Source organism: Pseudomonas sp. RGB (assembly GCF_007713445.1).
In the GTDB taxonomy this organism is placed as follows: domain Bacteria; phylum Pseudomonadota; class Gammaproteobacteria; order Pseudomonadales; family Pseudomonadaceae; genus Aquipseudomonas.
On sequence record NZ_VMSH01000003.1, the window covers coordinates 48,492 to 61,823 of the forward strand.

At 55.9% G+C, this 13,332-nt stretch carries 17 protein-coding genes; 16 read left to right on the top strand and 1 reads right to left on the bottom strand.

Features of this window, described 5'->3' with window-relative positions; all coding sequences use genetic code 11:
* Positions 1 to 81: 81 nt before the first annotated feature.
* The 3 genes from FPT15_RS07285 (at position 82) to FPT15_RS07300 (ending at position 2,673) form a co-directional block, all read left to right on the top strand.
* Positions 82 to 747 carry a transposase gene (locus FPT15_RS07285; protein WP_145159649.1) on the top strand — a complete coding sequence of 222 codons (666 nt, stop codon included), beginning with the start codon at positions 82 to 84 and terminating at the stop codon, positions 745 to 747.
* Positions 748 to 820: 73 nt separating this feature from the next.
* Positions 821 to 1,147 carry a hypothetical protein gene (locus FPT15_RS07290; RefSeq protein ID WP_218570658.1) on the top strand — a complete coding sequence of 109 codons (327 nt, stop codon included), beginning with the start codon at positions 821 to 823 and terminating at the stop codon, positions 1,145 to 1,147.
* A gap of 1,265 nt (positions 1,148 to 2,412) precedes the next feature.
* On the top strand, positions 2,413 to 2,673 hold the full coding sequence (locus FPT15_RS07300; RefSeq protein WP_145159653.1) for a hypothetical protein: 261 nt from the start codon (positions 2,413 to 2,415) through the stop codon (positions 2,671 to 2,673).
* A 119-nt stretch (positions 2,674 to 2,792) separates the two neighbouring features.
* On the opposite strand, the gene FPT15_RS07305 is transcribed toward FPT15_RS07300, so the two are convergent.
* Complete coding sequence (locus tag FPT15_RS07305) at positions 2,793 to 3,050, bottom strand: hypothetical protein (protein WP_145159655.1); 258 nt, start codon at positions 3,048 to 3,050, stop codon at positions 2,793 to 2,795.
* A gap of 512 nt (positions 3,051 to 3,562) precedes the next feature.
* Here FPT15_RS07305 and FPT15_RS07310 point away from each other — a divergent pair.
* The 13 genes from FPT15_RS07310 (at position 3,563) to FPT15_RS07370 (ending at position 13,306) form a co-directional block, all read left to right on the top strand.
* The gene (locus tag FPT15_RS07310) at positions 3,563 to 3,955 is read left to right on the top strand and encodes a DUF2846 domain-containing protein (protein ID WP_176159749.1); all 393 of its coding nucleotides are present in this window, start codon (positions 3,563 to 3,565) and stop codon (positions 3,953 to 3,955) included.
* Positions 3,956 to 4,118: 163 nt separating this feature from the next.
* On the top strand, positions 4,119 to 4,763 hold the full coding sequence (locus FPT15_RS07315; protein ID WP_145159657.1) for a hypothetical protein: 645 nt from the start codon (positions 4,119 to 4,121) through the stop codon (positions 4,761 to 4,763).
* A 1-nt stretch (position 4,764) separates the two neighbouring features.
* A complete protein-coding gene (locus FPT15_RS07320; RefSeq protein WP_145159659.1) occupies positions 4,765 to 5,457 on the top strand; it encodes a hypothetical protein in 693 nt (230 codons plus the stop codon).
* A 59-nt stretch (positions 5,458 to 5,516) separates the two neighbouring features.
* Positions 5,517 to 6,395 (top strand): tetratricopeptide repeat protein, encoded by an 879-nt coding sequence (locus tag FPT15_RS07325; RefSeq protein ID WP_145159661.1) that lies wholly within the window; start codon positions 5,517 to 5,519, stop codon positions 6,393 to 6,395.
* A complete protein-coding gene (locus FPT15_RS07330; protein ID WP_145159663.1) occupies positions 6,395 to 6,793 on the top strand; it encodes a hypothetical protein in 399 nt (132 codons plus the stop codon). Before FPT15_RS07325 ends, FPT15_RS07330 begins: the two co-directional genes overlap by 1 nt.
* A 200-nt stretch (positions 6,794 to 6,993) precedes the next feature.
* Positions 6,994 to 7,803, top strand: a complete 810-nt coding sequence (locus FPT15_RS07335) for a hypothetical protein (protein ID WP_145159665.1) — start codon at positions 6,994 to 6,996, stop codon at positions 7,801 to 7,803.
* Positions 7,804 to 7,959: 156 nt separating this feature from the next.
* The gene (locus tag FPT15_RS07340; RefSeq protein ID WP_145159666.1) at positions 7,960 to 8,511 is read left to right on the top strand and encodes a hypothetical protein; all 552 of its coding nucleotides are present in this window, start codon (positions 7,960 to 7,962) and stop codon (positions 8,509 to 8,511) included.
* A gap of 65 nt (positions 8,512 to 8,576) precedes the next feature.
* On the top strand, positions 8,577 to 9,038 hold the full coding sequence (locus FPT15_RS07345; protein WP_145159668.1) for an RDD family protein: 462 nt from the start codon (positions 8,577 to 8,579) through the stop codon (positions 9,036 to 9,038).
* 69 nt (positions 9,039 to 9,107) lie between these two features.
* Entirely contained in the window at positions 9,108 to 9,689 is a 582-nt protein-coding gene (locus tag FPT15_RS07350) for a hypothetical protein (RefSeq protein WP_145159670.1), read from the top strand.
* Positions 9,690 to 9,730: 41 nt separating this feature from the next.
* Positions 9,731 to 10,411 carry a CsgG/HfaB family protein gene (locus FPT15_RS07355; RefSeq protein WP_010214228.1) on the top strand — a complete coding sequence of 227 codons (681 nt, stop codon included), beginning with the start codon at positions 9,731 to 9,733 and terminating at the stop codon, positions 10,409 to 10,411.
* Positions 10,412 to 10,440: 29 nt separating this feature from the next.
* Positions 10,441 to 10,803 carry a DUF4810 domain-containing protein gene (locus tag FPT15_RS07360; protein ID WP_106577341.1) on the top strand — a complete coding sequence of 121 codons (363 nt, stop codon included), beginning with the start codon at positions 10,441 to 10,443 and terminating at the stop codon, positions 10,801 to 10,803.
* Entirely contained in the window at positions 10,800 to 11,450 is a 651-nt protein-coding gene (locus tag FPT15_RS07365; protein ID WP_145159672.1) for a DUF799 domain-containing protein, read from the top strand. Before FPT15_RS07360 ends, FPT15_RS07365 begins: the two co-directional genes overlap by 4 nt.
* 221 nt (positions 11,451 to 11,671) lie before the next feature.
* Complete coding sequence (locus FPT15_RS07370; protein ID WP_145159674.1) at positions 11,672 to 13,306, top strand: VWA domain-containing protein; 1,635 nt, start codon at positions 11,672 to 11,674, stop codon at positions 13,304 to 13,306.
* Positions 13,307 to 13,332 lie beyond the last annotated feature (26 nt).

Consider the following 13,332-nt stretch of genomic DNA (forward strand, 5'->3'; position numbering starts at 1 on the left):
TTTATTTTTTGTAATTATTCCAATCTGTTGGCCTGTTGAAGGGCGGCTAAGCTGTAAGCTCTTATGCAGTTAGGGGTTTATATGGCTCGCCGTCCTAGGGGTTTACTGCCGGATATCCCGTTGCACATTATTCAGATGAAGACTATATTTTTTTACATTGATACATTAGCCGTGCTTGCTGAATTGTATGGCTGTAAAGTTCACGCATTATGCTTGATGACAATTCATGTTCATTTGTTGTTGACTCCCAGTTGTTGCGCAGGGGCCGGCTTGCTTATGAAGGGACTGGGGCAGCGCTACGTTCAATATGTCAATCGAACATATCCACGAACGGGCACGTTGTGGGAAGGCTGTTTCCGCTCCTGTTTGGTTCAACAAGGCAACTATGTTTTAGCTTGCTATCGATATATCGAAATGAACCCGGTTAGAGCCGGTATGGTTGCTCATCCGGGCGACTATCGCTGGACCAGCTATAGGGCAAACGCACAGGGCGAGCTATCAGGCTTTATAAGCGCGCATGCGGTTTATAACGAATTAGGTAGCGGCACCGCGCAACGAGCCGAAGCTTACCTGTCTATACTCAATGATCGACTTTCACCTGGGCTGATAGAACAAATTCGATCTTCTACAAACGGTAATTATGTTTTGGGCGATCAGAAGTTTGCGTCCGAGATCGCGCACGCATTAGGTAAAAGAGTTTCGCAGGGTGTGTCAGGGCGCCCAAAAAAGTATGAGTTAAAAGAATAGAAGAATAGTGGTCTGACCCTTATTTTCCCAGCTGGGGCCCAGTCCATGCCGGTGAGAAATGATGATTGCACATATGAAAAAAAATGAAATATACGTCAGGATGTTTTCTCTAGCGTTACCTTATATAAGAAATATTCAGACTCTTGATGAAAAAATAAAGGGTAAAGATAGGTCTTGTTATTTTGAAGCAGAGTTAGTGCATAACCTTGCCAGTAGTTTGTTGAGTTCTGAGTTTTCCGAGCATGACATATGGTTTTTAAATCATCAGGCTAAGTATTACTTTGATAATTGTAGTGATGATATTTCACCAAATTACTGGGAGCATCTTAAATTAATTCGGGCTCTTTTTGAACTGGTTCCTGATATATTCAAAGCGAAATTATTATGGGTCGGACCCTGAGGGATCCCCACAAATCTATCCTGGAGAAATAGGGGGCAGACCACGATTTTGTTTTTTAAAGTTCAGCAGAGTTGCTCTTTAAAAACATGATTTATTTTTTGTAATTATTCCAATCTGTTGGCCTGTTGAAGGGCGGCTAAGCTGTAAGCTCCTATCCGGTTAGGGGTTTATATGGCTCGCCGTTCTAGGGTTTTACTGCCGGATATCCTGTTGCATATTATTCAGCGGGGAAACAATCGGTCTGCGTGTTTTTATTCAGATGAAGACTATATTTTTAGAAGAATCGTGGTCTGACCCCTATTTTCCCCGAATAAAATGGGGGGGCGGTGAAAGCTCCAACTAAATTGGTGTGGGCCTACGGAGATGGAAAAGTGGTAGTTGCTCCGAGATCCCCTTCGAATCCAAATTGCCCGGACTTATCGAAGCAAGACGAGTTCAAAATTTTTAATCCAGGTAAGCCATAGTGTTTATTTCATTAGTTGTGTGCGAGCGATGCGGCGGTGGTTTAGTAAGTTTTGAGGAAAACAGCGCTAAAGGGCTAAGGTGTTCAGTTTGTGACTGGTCGTTAGTTACTACGAACATGTCTGGTATTAGGGTTGATGAAGAGATATATGAAGTATTTTGTGTTGGTGATTATAGAAATAAATCACATATAAGGGCTGTGTCCGAGGTGTTCGGCTCTAACTTTTTACAGTCCAGGGGTTTACTTCAGCAGGGCATGTCCAGAATTTTTTCTGGAAAGGCTGTAGACGTATTAAGAGTTCGAAAAATTCTTGCTGAAGTTGGAGTTGAGTATATAATTAAACCCGATTTTATCTGGGTTTGATGGCATAGATGAAAAAGAAATACAGGCTGGGGCTGGCAGGAATTGGAATGTTTTGGACGAGATTGCTAGCCTTAACGTGGTAACGCAATCCACTCCTACAGCTTGCGGTGCTGCCTGTGGTGAGATGCTGTTGTGTGATATCTGTCATCTTTCCGCCCGAGATGAAAGTGGCCAGTTCCAATTCGCCACCCTCTAAGCACGTTGGGGCTACGGTACGAAACATGATGGTGGTGAAATAGGGATCAGGCCACGGGTTTATGTTTTTTTGAGGTCAACAGTGTTAATAGTGGTCTGACCCCTATTTCCTACAAGTCTGCTGCTGCTTTTGGGAAAAGCAAAGGGGGAAGCCAATTCCTTTGAGTCAAGTGATTTTCTCGCAGGGGGAGAAATCTATTCGGTTGGATAGGCAGGCTATTAATAGCCTGCTAGGGAGGTAGAAATGGCTAAGTTTCCATGTAGATGCTCCTATGTTATTAGCCTGATTAATTCTCCTGTTTCGGAGGAGTTTACTCTTGTTCCAAATAAGTTGTTATATAGCTTGGCGGAACAGGCAGGTAAGGGGAAACTTTCTTTTGAAGAGTTTTTTGATCGTATAGATGCAGCTAGTAAAGATGTTATTACTTGTCCTGTATGCGGTCGGGTTTGGATGAAAAAAACCGGGAGCTCAGAATATTGGCCCTATCTTGAAGAAAAGGAATGAACAAATCTTGGTCAAACCGGGGGGAATAGGGGGCAGGCCACGTTTTAACCCTTTACGCCCTTTTTCTTCCTGAACACCTGCGCACAAACCGGGCGGCACTCAGGCCGCCCGGCTTTTACTCAGGATGGATCGGCATGGAGCCTGCGAATGATGACATCCAGCAAATCACACCCATCACGCAGCGGAATAGCCAGCAATTGGGCGAAGTCTTGAAGCACCACGGCATCGCTGCTGAGCTGTTCGCGGAAGGCCAGGTTTTCCAACAGTTGCGTGACGGCTCGAATCCGGTACACGGCGGCGTCGTGGAGCACGTCGAGGGGCGCACAGGTGTCGACGAGCAGAGCGGGGACGGTACTGTCGTGACCCGTGAGGGGCATGTATTGGTTCATTTTCAGTCCTCTGTTTTTTGGATAAGCCACCACTCATTCGTCGCCAAACGAAAGGGTGGCAGCTGTACGCAGGTTGGCGAACCGGAACAGAGTAACCGGCAGACCCGAAGGTCTCCCGCGCACAGCCGCCATAACATGCACAGCTTTGCGGGTGCAAAAACACCTGCATAGAAGCGGGTTGCTTTTGCACTCTGTTGTCAGGTCGCCAAACCTGATCGCCATTTGGGCGACGGCCCGGACTATAAGCCCCCACCCAAACCCACGCAAGGTATCAAACTACTGGCCCACGCACACCGCCTCATGTCTTCAGATCCATGGCCGACACATTGGCGATGATTAAACGCATCAAAGCACCCGCGCCGGTCAATCGCCGTCGCATCAACCCGCTCTACCGTCACACCACAAGGAAGAAGTACATGATCAAGCTGTTTTGCAAAGCTGCTGTTGTATTGTCCCTGGCCACGCTGTTTGGCTGCTCCTCGACGCCATCGGTGGAGAAGATGCAGGCGGACGTGGCGAACTACTCGTTGCCCAAGGCTGCTGTCGCCGATAAAGGCCTGGTGTATGTCGTACGTCCAAGCAACGTGGGGATGATGGTGCGCTTCAACGTGTTCCTGGATGACAAGGAAGCCGACTCGGAGATGGGTTACAACCGTGGCAACCAGTACATTTATTTCTTCGTGACGCCGGGCCAGCACGTGATCAGCTCCAAAGCTGAAAACTGGGCTGACATGCCGATCAACGTCAAGGCGGGTGAGGTGGTTTACCTTAAGCAGGAAGTGGATATGGGCTTCGCCATCGCCCGCAACAGCCTCAAAGTGCTCAGCGATTTGGAAGGCCGTTATCTGGTCAAGGATGCGTCCTTGGGCACCGTGGCAAAAGAAAGCAAGTGAGTTAAAAGCGCTTGAAGCGGCCGGGCCCCAGGCCCGGTCGTTGTTGCTGTTCATCCGCCCTGAACGCATCGTTTGTCAGGGCTGTCATTACGTGCAACCCCTTCTGGCCAGCCTTGCCGACATCTATGACGCCGCAAAGCTCGGCGCTGCTCGAGGATAAGACGTGGACGATAAGCTCAATGACCTGCTGCACTTCGTACCCCCGCATGCCGATTATGCTGTGGATGCGACAGACCTGGACCCGGAAGATATTCCCGACACTCGCGTCGCCAGCGTAACGGCGTTGCTCAGGACTCATCCCGATGACGGTGTGCGGCTGTTGGCCGCGCGTTTGCTGACGAGTTGGGGCGTGCAAGAAGGCTTGAGTTATACCGCTCATATCATTGACAACGTCCAGACGTTCGAAGGGTTTGATTCACATCGGCTGCACGGCCACGATGAGACCTACAAGTTTGTGCTGAGGTCGTTGGTTGGTTACTTTTGCCGGTTGGCCGATGCGGGTGAGGGTGAAAAAGCACGGGCAGAAATCTATGCGCCGATTGTTAAAATCATTCATTTGTCCAATGAACGCCCCTTTGAAATCGCCGATATGTTTTGGTTGGTCAGCCGCAACCAATTCAACGAATACCTACCTGCACTGCGTGAGCATTTGCTGGCGATGGCTGCGAACCCGGAGCCGCATCGCTGGAAAATTTATGATGTGCTGGAGTTGTTGTTAACCGTGGATGCGGAGTTTGCTGCTGGGTTCTTGAAGGCGGCAGGCAAGTCGCATAACGACTTCAACTTGAATAAAACATTAAAGGACTGATGTGAAAAACCTTCTACTGATTCTGCTTTCCACCCTCATCCTCGGCGGCTGCGTCAGCCAGCCCCTCACGCCCGAACACCGTGCGCAGGTCAAAACGGTCAAGGTTTTGCCCGTGAAGTGGCAAAAGAACATGGTCTACATGGGCCGTGAACAAGCCTGGGGCGCGGCACTGGGCGCCGGGCTTGGCGCGGGCGTCGGCATGGCCAGCGGCGCGGGCAAGCTGGGCACGGCGGCTTTGAGCGGCGCGGGGTTTGCCGGTGGCATGAAGGTTGGGCAACTGGCCGAGATGTCGACGCCTGCGGCGATCCTCACGGTGATGGACGCCGAAAACATCGACTTGGGTGTGTTGCTCAAGCAGGGCTTTATCGATGCCCTGGGTAAAACCTCATCGCTCAAAGTCGTGGGTGACGATGAGCCGGCCGACGCGCAAATTGAGCTCACGGTGGGCGAGTGGGGCTTTCGCCTGACCCAGGGTTTCAGCAGCGTGGTGTACCCGACACTCACGGTGGTGGCGCGCATGGACCGTGGCGACGAGATGCTCTGGCGCACGGTTGAGACGGTCACGCCGTTCAATGGCCAGAATGTCTACGGCTACACGCCGCTCACGTATCGCACCGACCCTGAGGCGTTGCGCCGCGCACTCACGGGTATTACGCAGATCACCAGTGGGTATCTGGTGAAAGAACTCAAATAAGCCTGCGAGTGCGTTAATGCTGGCCTGCTCTCTATTTTCTGATTACACGGATGCATCCCATGAACAAGGCAATGGTTGTACTGGCAATCGCGGGTTTCGTCGCAGGCTGTCAAGCCTCCGCACCACCCAGCTCCTTTGAACAGAGCCTGGCCAACGTCCAATGCGTGCTGTCTGAGGGCGCGAAAAGCCTCACGGTAGAACAGGTTCAATCCATTCGTAACGCAAGCGATAACGGCAACGTGCGATGTAAGACTGCGCTCGGAGGTTTGTACGAAACCGGTCGTGGCGGCGTACCGCAAGATTTTGCCAAGGCCAAATCGCTCTATGAGTCCGTCGCCGCCGTGGATGGCATCGGTTACGAGAGGCTGGCGCGTATGGCCGAGGAGGGTTACGGGCAAGCGCGCAACGACGTGGAGGCGCGCCGGCTTTATCAGTTGGCGCTGACCAGCAGCGACAGCGATAAAAGCAAGCTCGCCTTGGCCAAATTGATGGAGGAGGGTCGCGGTGGCCCGCAGGATTTGTTCGGGGCCATGATGTATTACGTGGAGGTCAGCCAGCATGCCGGCGATGTCGCGTGGAAGGGCATTCAGCGCATTCGCGCTCAAGGGCCGGTGCTGACGCCTGAACAGACGCAGCGCTACAACGACGTCTGGGCTGATACCAGTCGCAAGAGCCTGAATCGCACGACGATGGACATCGAGATTGCCTTGAACAAGCACGTCCAACGCGCCAGCGTCAGCAAGCCGGTGACGCTGCAAGTGCAAGGCAAATCGGGTTCGAATGTGCCGCACATCGCATTGATCCAAAGCTCGGGCAACGCTGAGGTAGACCAGGCCGTAATCGCCGCATTTGGTAAATACCGCATTCCTGCCGAGCCGCTATTGCCGGCTGGCCAGGATTCCTGGTCGTCTGAGCGGTCTCTCAAGGTCGGCCTGTAATGGGATGGCGGTTAGTGCAGGGAATTTGCCTGCTGCTGATGTTCGTCAGTGCAAGCGTCTCTATGTTGGCGTGGGCCTACTTCGACAGCTCCACCGCCGGCGCTTTCGGCTCGGCGCTGGGTGTTTTCCTGATGGGCGCCATTGGGCTGCTGTTCGCGTTTGTGTTCGAGCGCTCACGCACGCCACGGGCCACGGCGCGCTACCTGGCAACACGCTTGCCCGTGGTACTGGTGCTGGCAGCGGGCGCGGCCTACCTGGTTGAAGCGCTGTGGCTTGCGCCTGAGCGCGACGAGCTCGACGCGAATCTGGAGGGCGCGACCTGTGGCAAATACACCGGCACTGTGGTGAAAGGCTGGGAGCAGATTTGCGCCGAGCAGCGCGAGCGAGAAGCGCGTTGAGCGCCGCCTTTACCGGCGGCTTCCACTTCATCATCAAGGACTGAACAATGACCGAAAACGTTTTCGCCACACCCACTGCCAATCTTCAAACTGCTGCGCAGGGGCGTTGATGCTTTTCCTCACGTTACCCTCGTTCTTTTGACGGGAGATAAACACGGTATGGATACGAGTAGCCCCGCTGATCAAGGCGATAAATAAAAGTGCAGCCCTTTAACCCGCTGAACCTGCCCGATACGCTGCAGGCCTGCGCGCAAGGGACTATCAGCGTGCCTGTCTGCACACTGCAAGCCCCGGCGCTCTGGTACGTCTACCCACCCGCGCTCACGCCGATCTGGAGTGACGGCTCCGGCCCCACTTACATCGGCTACTGGCAACACTGGTTCGTGGATCGCGAGCCGTGCTTCGTAAAGCTGTATGTCGACTGCCAGTGCATGACCTATGAAATCGCAAGAACACCTGCGCAGCTGTTGGCGGTGATCGCGATGATGGCGATGAGTGTGGATGACGGCATCACCCCACAGCTTGAGCAGTTCGCCGACGCGGTGGGGCTTGATTGCCTGGCTGAACTGGACGCGCTGTCGTTGAAAAGCGGCGACGATCCCAGAGGGTTTGCTGAGCTCGAGTTGTTCAGAACACTGACGCCACTCGACAGCGTGCCCGGCAACGGTGCGCCTTATACCGGGGATTTTCCTGACCCAGCCAACGCGTCCAGGGCGTGGTGGAACAGCAGTTGCTCCTTCGAAGTGGTGCATCGGGACATGCACGTGCCACCGGGTGTGGAACTGCCCGCCTGGTTTGATCCGCAGCAGGATAAAAAAGCGCTGTTCGAAGGCTTCCTGGCTGCCGAGCGCCTTGATTGCGCCTGGTTGACGTTGAACTCCACGGGCTGGTCGATTGCGGATGCCAGGCGCGCGATTGTTCAGTTACAAGTCAAGGCGGGTGATGAGGCGTTTAATCGGGTGGTCGCCGCGTGGCTGGCAATCGCCAGCACCGACGCGGGCGGCTATTGAGGAGTTTGAGCCGCCCGTCGACGAAGTGAGAAAGCATTGCTCATGTATTTGACGGGGTTGCCGATACGATAGTGGCTCAGAGCTATCACCCCAGAGGCTCAGCATTTATGGACAGCGCAGCTGCGTTAAAAAACCAGCTGCCATAGGGAGTACTCAATGCGTTTTGCTGCATGGATTTTGCTGGGTGTTGCGCTGTTACTTGCCGGCTGCAACACAACGCCCTACGACCGGGCGACGGTGTATTACGACCGCGCGCAGTACCCTGCCGACCTGGTGAAAGACTTCCCAGGCATCACGGACCCCATTGTTCAGCATGGCCGTTGTGCCCTAGTGATGACCACGCCCAACTCCAATACGGGCGCCTATTACTTCTGCACGTTTGCGCTCACGGCCAACGACCTGTACGTGATGGGCTGGAATGGCAAGACCATGAAGTATGAGTCGCTGGCCAACGTGAAGTTGTCGGCCCTGAAGAAGATTTCGATCTGGTCGTTCTTCCGCGCGCGGCAGGTGCAACTCACCGAAAGCCAGCGTCTGTTGGGCTTTAGCGTGACCATTGATGACGGTGGCTACGACGACGGTGCAGCGACCGAGCGGTTGTTCGAAACCCTGAAAGGCAAAGGCATCACCGTGGTGGAAAGCGAAGGCCAGATCAAGCCGCCGCCGGCGCCCGCGCCGATGTTTATTCCGATCGTTATTCCCAAGTAGGCGTTAAACCGCCGCTTCAATCGGGGTATACACCTTCCTTTCTCACCGTAGGGATCAACAGCGTTATGAACGACTCAGTTTCGGCCTCCGCCGGCTACGACCTTGCCAGCCCAGGCAAGCGCCTTTTGGGCTACGTCATCGATATGGCCGTGGTGTTTTTCCTGCTGTTCTTGAAGGGGTTGCTGGATTACGTCGCGGTGTATTTTTCTTCAGCAGGCAGCGCCGTGGTGTTTCACTACCTGCACTTCCTGCTGTTTTGGCTTGCGGTCGGTTACATGCTGTTCTGCGATGCCTTGCCCAATGGGCAAAGCCTGGGCAAACGCCTGTGCCGCACCTCTGTGGTGGGTTACCCGTACCCCACCAACTGCAGCGTGTTCCAATCGTTTTTGCGCAATGTGCCCAAACTGCTGTTCAGCCTGTTGGATGGCCTTTTTGTATTGTTCGGCATGCGCCGCCGCCTGGGTGACATGCTGGCGAAGACAATTGTTATCAACAGCCCGCCTGCTCGACGCACCGAAACCGCTTGAGTACGTTGGGCAACCCCGTAAAATGCCGCGGCACGAGCAACATGCCACCTTTCAGGGACGAATAAAGCAATGCGTGTTTTTGCCTTTCTCTTGGCCATCTGCCTGATGGCCGGCTGCGCTTCCAAGCCGGATTACTACATCTCGCCGGCGCCGGTCACCATTCCCAAGACGGCTACGTATTGGCTCGATACGTTCAACGTTGAGGTGAGGGGCGAGAGTAAGCACTTCATGCCTGATGACAAGGTCCGCCAGGAACTCGGCGTCGATCTGGTCAATCGCCTGCTTAACGCCAAGCGTTACGCCACCAGTAAGCAAACCGCCGATTACTTGCTGGACGTGGATATCGTCTACGTGCGCCATATCATCGACTCCAACGGTGGGCTGTCCAACCTGGTGGTCAGCGACGGCACCATCCTGCAAAGCATCGATTTTGGCTACAAGGTCAAGGTCAAGAAAGCGGATGCCGAGGTGCTTCACTTCGCCCAGAACCGGCCCGGCCTGGTACCCAACAACTGGCGGGGCCAGCCACAGCAATGGAAGACCATTGGCGGCATTATTACCAACACCGGTAATTCCAGTGTCGAGCGATATTTCACTGGCGGGCTGAGCGACTACATCCTTGATGATCTGCGCGATATTCCGTCCCGCTAGCGTTACCTGCTGCACTCGATTTCTCACCCTAGGAGCACCCTGTGAAAACACTGTCCAAAATCCTGCTGTCTGGCCTCACCGCCGCAGCGCTGCTGACCGTGGCCGGTTGCGCCACGGAGAGCAACCGCGCGATGCCGGTGGAACAAGTCGCCAGCGCCAACGTCGCCTACTCCGGCGTGCGCGTGCCGATTGCCGTGGGCAAATTCGATAACCGCTCCAGCTACATGCGCGGCATCTTCTCCGACGGCGTCGACCGCCTCGGTGGCCAGGCCAAGACCATCCTGATCACCCACCTGCAGCAGACCAACCGCTTCAGCGTGCTGGACCGCGACAACATGGGCGAAATTTCCCAGGAAGCCGCGATCAAAGGCACCGTACAGAAGCTTAAAGGCGCGGACTACGTAGTGACCGGTGACGTCACCGAGTTCGGCCGCAAAGAGACCGGCGACCGCCAGCTGTTCGGCATTCTCGGCCGTGGCAAAACCCAAGTGGCTTACGCCAAAGTCGCGCTGAACATCGTCAACATCAGCACCTCCGAAGTGGTGTATTCCACCCAGGGCGCCGGTGAATACGCCCTGTCCAACCGTGAAGTCATCGGCTTTGGCGGCACCGCCAGCTACGACTCCACCCTCAATGGCAAGGTCCTGGACCTGGCCATGCGCGAAGCCATCAACCGCCTCGTCGACGGCATCAACGCCGGCGCCTGGAACCCGCGCAACTGATCAGCAGCACCTCAAGGAGCAGTACACGGATGAGCAAGGCAGTGAAGTTGGCGCTGATGCTGACAACAATCGCGACGGTCGCCGGGTGCCAAACGGCGCCCCAACCCCTGTATCAGTGGGAAAGCTACCAGCCGCAGGTTTACGAGTACTTCAAGGGCGAGCCCAAGGAAGCGCAGGTTGAGGCGCTGGAGCGCGATCTGCAAAAGATCAACGCCAGTGGCCGCAAGGCGCCGCCGGGTTACCACGCCCACCTGGGCATGCTGTACATGACCATGGGCAAGGATGATCAGATGGTGCAGGAGTTTCGCACCGAGAAGGCCCTGTTCCCCGAGTCTGCTTCCTACATGGACTTTCTGCTGAAAAACGCCAAGACCGGAGTCGCCACTAAATGAGCCTGTTAAAACTCACGGGCGCCTTGCTGGCCCTGGCCTTGCTCGGCGGTTGCGCAGCGCCCAAGACCATCGATTACACCGCATACAAACAGGCGCGGCCGAAGTCGATCCTGGTACTGCCGCCGATCAATGAGTCGCCGGAAGTGCAAGCGTCCTACAGCCTGGTGTCGCAGGTGACGTACCCGCTGGCCGAAGCGGGCTACTACGTGTTGCCGATTGCCCTGGTGGACGAAACCTTCCGCCAGAACGGCCTGACCACCGCCAACGACATCCAGGGTGTGGCACCGGCCAAGCTGCATGACATCTTTGGTGCGGATGCGGCGCTGTACATCACCGTCAGCGAGTACGGCACCAAGTACATGCTGATCTCCAGCGACACCTCCGTGACGGCGTCGGCCAAACTGGTCGACCTGCGCACCGGCACCACGCTGTGGACCGGTTCGGCACGGGCGTCGAGCGAGGAAGGCAACAACAATGGCGGCGGCCTGGTGGGCATGCTGATCACGGCGGCGGTCAAGCAGGTGATCAACAGCTCCACTGATGCCGCGCACCCGATTGCCGGCATCACCAGTGCGCGCCTGCTGTCGGCGGGGCAACGCACCGGGATTCTGTACGGTCCGCGTAACCCGAAGTACGGCACCGACTGATCCGGGTACGGAAAACACTGCAGATCCAATGTGGGAGCTGGCTTGCCTGCGATAGCATCACCTCGGTTTAACTGAAAAACCGAGGCGTTTGCTTCGCAGGCAAGCCAGCGTCTACACACTTGCACAGTGATCGAGGTGTTATCCGACTCCGGTTTAACCCGAACCCTCCACACCTTGCGTCTGACCTTGTGAACGGATCATTCATTCACGAGGTTCAGCCCATGTCCCGTCCGCTGCGTTTCCTGCGCCCTGCTGCCCACGGCTTTACCGTTACGTTGCTGGTCGCGTTGGCCGGTTGTGGGTTGTCTTCTTCCCGTGATGCCGCCAAGCCTGAGCAGGCTGCACCTGTCGCCGAACTGCAACGCGCGCCGGTACAGGGTGCGCTGAGCAAACGCATGCCGATGGCGGCGCCAATGGCCATGCGCGTGGTCAGTCAGGATTCAGCGGCGATGGCCTACCGCAGCGAGCCTCGTGAGCACTACGCAAACCTGCCGGACGACCCGGTGCACCGCGTGGCCGAAACCCCCGTCTCGACCTTCAGTGTCGATGTCGACACCGGCAGCTATGCCAACGTAAGACGCTTCCTCAACCAAGGCCGTCTACCGCCTGAAGGTGCTGTGCGATTGGAGGAAATGGTCAATTACTTCCCCTACGACTACGCACGCCCCACCGACGGCTCGCCGTTTGGCGTGACCACAGAGATCGCCGCCACACCGTGGAACTCGCACACTCGGCTGCTGCGCATCGGCATCAAGGCGTCCGACCGCACCGTCGCGGAGCTGGCCAACCTGGTTTTTTTGGTGGATGTGTCCGGTTCCATGGACCGCCGCGAAGGCTTGCCACTGGTGAAAAGCACCCTGAAATTGTTGGTGGACCAGCTCCGCGACCAAGACCGTGTGTCGCTGGTGGTCTACGCCGGTGAATCTCGCGTAGTGCTCGAACCCACCTCCGGCCGCGACAAAACCAAGATCCGCAATGCCATCGACCAACTCACGGCGGGCGGCTCCACGGCCGGCGCATCCGGCATCGAACTGGCCTACCAGATGGCCCGCGCAGGCTTTATCGACAAAGGCATCAACCGCATCCTGTTGGCCACTGACGGTGACTTCAACGTGGGCATCAGCGATTTCGACAGCCTCAAGCAGATGGCGGCCGAGCAGCGTAAAAGCGGCGTGTCGCTGACCACCCTGGGCTTTGGTGTGGATAACTACAACGAACACCTGATGGAGCAATTGGCCGACGCGGGCGATGGTAACTACGCCTACATCGACAACCTGCGCGAAGCGCGAAAAGTACTCGTCGACCAGCTCAGTTCAACCCTGGCCGTCGTGGCGCGGGATGTGAAACTGCAAGTGGAATTCAACCCGGCCCAGGTCAGCGAGTACCGACTGCTGGGCTATGAAAACCGCGCCTTGAAGCGTGAGGATTTCAACAACGACAAGGTGGATGCTGGCGAGATCGGCGCAGGGCATACCGTGACGGCGTTGTACGAAATTGTCCCGACGGGCCAGAAAGGCAGGCTGGAGCCGTTGCGCTACGCCGCTGCGCCGGCGGCTGAACACACATCCAAAGAGTTGGCGATGCTGCGCGTGCGCTATAAACCGGCAGCGGGCGGCGATAGCCAATTGATTGAGCGGCCCATCAGCAACCAAGCGACCAAGGCCAGCGACGACCTGCGCTTCTCGGCAGCCGTGGCAGCCTTCGCCCAACAGCTCAAGGGCGATGGCCGCTACACTGGCAGCATGAGTTTGCAGGACACCGCCGCACTGGCCCGCTCGGCCCGAGGCGATGACCCGTTCGGGCTGCGCAACGAGTTCGTGCAACTGGTGGAGTTGGCGCAGAGTCTTAAGCACTGATTTTGCCTGCAGCGCCGATCCAATGT

Bases quoted from the DNA above. Each gene is read 5' to 3' on its own strand.
- FPT15_RS07305 (WP_145159655.1), bottom strand. From the start codon at position 3,050: ATGCCCCTCACGGGTCACGACAGTACCGTCCCCGCTCTGCTCGTCGAC.
- FPT15_RS07365 (WP_145159672.1), top strand. From the start codon at position 10,800: ATGAGCCTGTTAAAACTCACGGGCGCCTTGCTGGCCCTGGCCTTGCTC.
- FPT15_RS07370 (WP_145159674.1), top strand. From the start codon at position 11,672: ATGTCCCGTCCGCTGCGTTTCCTGCGCCCTGCTGCCCACGGCTTTACC.
- FPT15_RS07360 (WP_106577341.1), top strand. From the start codon at position 10,441: ATGAGCAAGGCAGTGAAGTTGGCGCTGATGCTGACAACAATCGCGACG.
- FPT15_RS07310 (WP_176159749.1), top strand. From the start codon at position 3,563: ATGCAGGCGGACGTGGCGAACTACTCGTTGCCCAAGGCTGCTGTCGCC.
- FPT15_RS07340 (WP_145159666.1), top strand. From the start codon at position 7,960: ATGCGTTTTGCTGCATGGATTTTGCTGGGTGTTGCGCTGTTACTTGCC.
- FPT15_RS07345 (WP_145159668.1), top strand. From the start codon at position 8,577: ATGAACGACTCAGTTTCGGCCTCCGCCGGCTACGACCTTGCCAGCCCA.
- FPT15_RS07325 (WP_145159661.1), top strand. From the start codon at position 5,517: ATGAACAAGGCAATGGTTGTACTGGCAATCGCGGGTTTCGTCGCAGGC.
- FPT15_RS07350 (WP_145159670.1), top strand. From the start codon at position 9,108: ATGCGTGTTTTTGCCTTTCTCTTGGCCATCTGCCTGATGGCCGGCTGC.
- FPT15_RS07285 (WP_145159649.1), top strand. From the start codon at position 82: ATGGCTCGCCGTCCTAGGGGTTTACTGCCGGATATCCCGTTGCACATT.
- FPT15_RS07290 (WP_218570658.1), top strand. From the start codon at position 821: ATGAAAAAAAATGAAATATACGTCAGGATGTTTTCTCTAGCGTTACCT.
- FPT15_RS07300 (WP_145159653.1), top strand. From the start codon at position 2,413: ATGGCTAAGTTTCCATGTAGATGCTCCTATGTTATTAGCCTGATTAAT.
- FPT15_RS07330 (WP_145159663.1), top strand. From the start codon at position 6,395: ATGGGATGGCGGTTAGTGCAGGGAATTTGCCTGCTGCTGATGTTCGTC.